Source organism: Novilysobacter longmucuonensis (assembly GCF_046600735.1).
In the GTDB taxonomy this organism is placed as follows: Bacteria; Pseudomonadota; Gammaproteobacteria; order Xanthomonadales; family Xanthomonadaceae; genus Novilysobacter_A; species Novilysobacter_A longmucuonensis.
The window spans coordinates 1-5095 of sequence record NZ_JBJMAW010000029.1; the positions used below are offsets into that span (position 1 = coordinate 1).

At 73.2% G+C, this 5095-nt stretch carries 4 protein-coding genes and 1 pseudogene; all 5 read left to right on the forward strand.

Annotated features, from left to right (window positions below):
* Window positions 1–497: pseudogene (locus tag ACJQWM_RS14125) on the forward strand (DUF58 domain-containing protein); the annotation flags it as partial.
* A 3-nt stretch (window positions 498–500) separates the two neighbouring features.
* A complete protein-coding gene (locus ACJQWM_RS14130; protein ID WP_332707915.1) occupies window positions 501–995 on the forward strand; it encodes a DUF4381 family protein in 495 nt (164 codons plus the stop codon).
* 74 nt (window positions 996–1069) lie between these two features.
* A complete protein-coding gene (locus tag ACJQWM_RS14135) occupies window positions 1070–2098 on the forward strand; it encodes a vWA domain-containing protein (RefSeq protein ID WP_332707923.1) in 1029 nt (342 codons plus the stop codon).
* Complete coding sequence (locus tag ACJQWM_RS14140) at window positions 2095–3903, forward strand: VWA domain-containing protein (RefSeq protein ID WP_332707919.1); 1809 nt, start codon at window positions 2095–2097, stop codon at window positions 3901–3903. Before ACJQWM_RS14135 ends, ACJQWM_RS14140 begins: the two co-directional genes overlap by 4 nt.
* Before the next feature lie 5 nt (window positions 3904–3908).
* Window positions 3909–5095: BatD family protein (locus ACJQWM_RS14145; RefSeq protein ID WP_332707921.1), on the forward strand; the 1187-nt coding region annotated here is incomplete at its 3' end.

Genomic DNA, 5095 nt, shown 5'->3' on the forward strand with positions numbered 1-5095 from the left:
GGCGCGAGCCGCCGGTGACGCCGGCCTCGGGGGCACGCGGCGCGCTGCGGGTGCTCGATGCGCTGGTGCGCTGGTATCGGCAGGCGCCGGACGACGATGCCGGGCTGGACGTTGCGCTCGACCATGCCGCCCGGCTGCTGCGTCCCGGCTCGCGGCTGGTGGTGCTGGCCGATCCGCAGGGCTTTGCCGCGGTGCCGGAGCGTCGCTGGCCGGCGCTGGCCCAGCATCACGAGATGATCGTGCTGTTGCTGACCGATCCGCTGGAGATCGCGCCACCGCACGCAGGCCTGCCATTCCGCAGCGCTGGTCAGCGGGTCGAGGTCGACCTCGCCAGCGCCCGCCAGCGCGCGCGTTGGCGGGAAGAATTCTCCGCGCCGGTGGCAGCCGCGCTGGAGCTGCTGCCGTCGCGAGGCGTGCGCGTGCAGGCGCTGTCCAGCGATGCTGCCAGCGATGCATGGCTGCCGCTGCTCGGCCGCGCGCGGCCCATGGTGGCCTGAGCGATGTCCGGCGTGTTGCTCGGCGCGGGCGCCCAGACCTCGCTGGTGCTGCGCGACATCCACCAGCCGCCGGCGCCGCCGTGGTGGCCGCCGGCACCGGGCTGGTGGCTGCTGGCGGCGGCATTACTGCTGGTGATCCTGGGCGTGGCATGGCTGGCGGCGCGCCGCCGCCGTCGGCGCCGCGCGATAGCGGCGCTGTTCGACCGCGCCGTGGTGGCCGCGCCGACCCCGTCCGAGCGCGTCGCGGTGATGTCGGAGCTGCTGCGGCGCGCCGCCCGTCGCCGCGATCCGGCGGCCGACAAGCTGCAGGGCGAGGTGTGGCTGGCTTTCCTGGACGATGGCGGCAAGCCGGTGGTGCCCGGTTGCGATTCATTCCGCCATGGCGCGGGCCGGCTGTTGCTGGAAGGCGGCTACCGCCCCGACACCGACACGCGGGATGTGGACGCGCTGCAAGCGGTCGCGCGCGTGCGCTATCTCGACTGGATGGGTTCGCGGTGATTGCCGCGGCGCTGGCCAACGAGCCGCTCGCCTGGTTCGACGGCGGCATCTCCGGGCTGTTCGCCTGGCCCTGGATGCTGCTGGCGTTGCCGCTGCCGTTGCTCGCGCGGTGGCTGCTGCCGGTCGCACGTTCGCCCTCGGTGGCGCTGAAGGTGCCCTATGGCAGCCGGGTCGAAGCGGTAGCGCAGGCCGGCGGCCGTGGCACTGGCGGTGTCAGCCCGGGGCTGCTGGTGTGGCTGGCCTGGGCGCTGCTGTGCGTGGCGGCGGCGCGCCCGCAGCAACTGGGCGAGGCGGTGCAGCCGCCGCAGGTGGGCCGCGACCTGATGCTCGCGCTGGATCTCTCCGGCAGCATGGGCGAGCCAGACATGCAGCTCGGGGGGCGCCCGGTGGATCGCCTGACGGCGGCCAAGGCGGTGCTCGCCGATTTCCTCGAGCGCCGCGCCGGCGACCGCGTCGGCCTGCTGGTGTTCGGCCGCCGCGCCTATGCACTGGCGCCACTGACACTCGATCGCCAGTCGGTGCGCGAGCAACTCGATGACAGCGTGGTCGGGCTGGCCGGTCAGGAAACCGCGATCGGCGACGCCATCGGACTTGCGGTCAAGCGCCTGCGCAACCAGTCGCAAGGCCAGCGGCGGGCACCCTCCGCGAGTGGAGCATCCGAAAGCCCGCCGTCCGAAAGCCAGCCGCGCGACAAGCAGCATGTGCTGATCCTGCTGACCGATGGGGTCAACACCGCCGGCGCACTCGATCCGCTCAAGGCCGCCGAACTGGCGCGCGATGCCAACGTGCGGGTGCATACCATCGCCTTCGGTGGCGACGGCGCGATGTCGGTGTTCGGCTTCCAGCTGCCGATGCCGGGCGGTGGCGACCAGATCGACGAAGCCAGCCTGCGCGAGATCGCCGCCCAGACCGGCGGGCGCTTCTTCCGCGCGCGCGACACCGCGCAACTGGCCGGCATCTACGCCGAGATCGACCGGCTCGAACCGATCGAGCGGCCGGGCCAGGCGGTGCGGCCGCGCATCGAACGCTATCCGTGGCCGCTCGCGGCGGCGCTGCTGCTGGCACTGTTCGCGTTCGGGCTGCCGCGCAGGAGCCGCGCATGAGTTTCGGCGCCGCACTCGACGCGGTGGTCCAGGCAAGTGCGACCTTGCACCTGCTGCGTCCGCACTGGTTGTGGGCCTTGCTCGCGCTGCCGTTGCTGGCCGGCCTGTGGCAGCTGCGGCGGCGACGCGCGAGCGTGTGGCGCCAGGCGGTCGATCCGCACCTGCTGCCGCATCTGATCGACGGCCGTATTGAAGCGCGCCGGAACACCGCACTGTGGCTGGGCGTGCTCGGCTACCTGCTGGCGGTGCTGGCACTGGCCGGTCCGAGCTGGCGGCAGATCGAGCAGCCGTTATGGCAGACCCGCACGCCGCTGGTGATCGCGCTGGACCTGTCGAGTGCCTCGCTCGCCGGCGACCTGCCGCCATCACGGCTGGCGCAGGCGCGCGCCAAGATCGCCAGCTTGCTGGAGGCGCGCCAGGGCGGCCAGGTCGGCCTGGTGGTCTACGCCGGCGATGCATTCACGGTGGCGCCGCTGACTGAGGACGCGGCCAACGTCGCGCTGTTCCTGGATGCGCTGCACCCCAACGTGATGCCGGTTGACGGCCAGCGCGGCGATCGCGCGATCGCCTGGGCGGTCCGCTTGTTGCGTCAGGCCGGCTTCGATCGCGGCCGGATCCTGCTGATGACCGGTCACGCCGATGCCGACGCGCTGGAGGCTGCCGCGGCTGCCGCGGCCGAGGGGTACCGGGTCTCTGCGCTCGGCCTCGGCACCGCTGCCGGTGCGGCGTACCGGCGCGGTGACGGCTCGATCGGCCATGCCGCGCTCGATGGCGCTGCGCTGCGCGCGCTGGCCGGACGTGGTGGCGGTCAGTACGCGGCACTGCAGCCGGACCGGACCGACCTGCATGCACTCGGAGTGCTCGATCCTGCCGCCGCCGACGCGGCCACTGCGCAGGATGGCCAGGGCCGCACCTGGCAGGACGACGGCTACTGGTTGGTGTTGCCGCTGATGTTGCTGGCGCTGCTGGCGTTCCGCCGCCAGCACGGCGCTGCCGCCTTGGTCGCGGTATGCCTGTGGCTGCCGGCGACGTCGCTGCACGCCGCGCCCGAGCCTGCCCCTGCCCCTGCTGGATCGAGCGCCCACCTCTGGCAGCGGCCGGACCAGCACGCGCACGAGCGCATGCAGGCCGGCGCGCAGGCCTATCGCGCGGGCGACCATGAGCGCGCGGCGCAGCTGTATCGCGGGCTCGACAGCGCCGACGGCCAGTACAACCTGGGCAATGCGCTGGCCAGGGCCGGTGACTATCAGCAGGCGATCGAGGCCTACGAGCGGGCACTGGAGCGGGAGCCGGGCATGCCGGATGCGCTCGCCAACAAGCGCGCGGTCGAGGCCGCCATGAAGCGCCAGCCGCCGCAGGGCCAGCAGCCCGACCCAGGCGCGCAACCGGAGCCGGGCCAGGATGGCGAGCCGCAGCCGGGCGAGGGCGAAGGCGAGGGCGACCGGGGCCAGCCCTCACCGCCACAGCAGGGTGCACCGCCGCAGCAGACCGGGCCGCCGCGGGATGAGGCGGACCCGGCCACCGATGCCGACCCTGCCGACGCAGAAGCCCAGCAGGCGGCCGATGCCGCACAACGCGAAGCGATGCAGCGCGCGCTGCAGCAGGAGCAAGCGCAGGCCGGGCAGTCAGAGCAGGCAGAGCCGGAACCGCCGCCACGTCCACCGGAAACCGCAGCCGAGCGTGAGAGCCGGCTCGCCAACGAAGCCTGGCTGCAGCGTGTGCCCGATGACCCGGGCGGCCTGCTGCGCGAGAAGTTCCGCATCGAATACGAGCGCCGCCAGTTGCGCGGCGGCCCGGGAGAATGATCGCCATGTCGCCGTCCCCAGTCATCCGTGCACTGCAGTGCTGCGTCCTGCTGCTGTTGTCGGGCTTCGGCGCGGAGGCATCGGCGCAGCCGCGCGCCTGGCTGGACCGCGACCGGATCGCGCTGGGCGAGACGGTCACGCTCAACGTCGAAACCACCTCGGCGCTTTCCGGCGCACCGGACTACACGCCGTTGCGCGGCGACTTCCGCATCACCGGCAATACCAGCCGGCGCCAGCTCGAATTGAGCAACGGCCGCCGGGTCGAACGCACGCTGCACGCCGTGGCATTGCGGCCACTGCGCCAGGGCGTGCTGACCATTCCCGCACTCGATGTCGGAGGCGAGCGCACCCAGCCGCTGTCGCTGGTGGTGGCCCCTGCGGCCACGCGCACCCCGGCGCGCGCGGGCGATGCGGTGTTCATCGAGAGCGAAGCCGACGATGCCGACCCCTACGTGCAGCAGGCGGTCGGCTGGGTGGTGCGGCTGTACTCGGCAGTGCCGCTGATCTCCGGCCAGATCGACCAGCCCGCACCCGAGGGCGCCTCGCTGCAGCGGGTCGGCAACGATGCGCAGTACACCCGGCAGATCGGCGGGCGGCGCTACAACGTCGTGGAGCGACGCTACCAGCTGATTCCCGAACGCAGCGGCACCCTGACGATCCCCGGCGCGAGCTTCGAGGGCCGCGGTGCGGCGGGCATGTTCGATGACTTCTTCGGCGGCCGCGGCGATGCATTGCAGGCGCAGGCGCCGCCGCGTTTCCTGCAGGTGCGTCCGGTCCCGGCGGGCGCAGCGCAGCCGTGGCTGCCGCTGCATGACCTGCAATTAAGATACCAGTCCACCCCGCAGGACCTGCGCGTCGGCGCCGCCGCCACGCTGACCATCGAGGTTACCGCCGATGGCGCCACCGCCGCGCAGATGCCGGAGCTGCAGTTGCCGGCGATCGACGGCGTGCAGGTGTTCGCCGAACCGGTGCAGGCCGACGAGAGTTTCGTCAACGGCCGCCCGCGGGTGAAGCTGACGCGCCGGTTCTCGCTGGTGCCGGGCCACGCCGGCGAGGTGGAGCTGGGCGGAATGCGTCTGCCGTGGTGGGACGTGCGTGCGGGCAGCGCGCGCACCGCGGCGCTGCCGCCGCTGTCATGGAACGTCGCCGCGGCCGACGGTGCCGGCGCGTCGGCGCCGGCGCCGGCGCCGGC

Excerpts from the sequence above, each read along its gene's own strand:
- ACJQWM_RS14130 (WP_332707915.1), top strand. The coding sequence starts at position 501 with ATGTCCGGCGTGTTGCTCGGCGCGGGCGCCCAGACCTCGCTGGTGCTG.
- ACJQWM_RS14135 (WP_332707923.1), top strand. The coding sequence starts at position 1,070 with ATGCTGCTGGCGTTGCCGCTGCCGTTGCTCGCGCGGTGGCTGCTGCCG.
- ACJQWM_RS14140 (WP_332707919.1), top strand. The coding sequence starts at position 2,095 with ATGAGTTTCGGCGCCGCACTCGACGCGGTGGTCCAGGCAAGTGCGACC.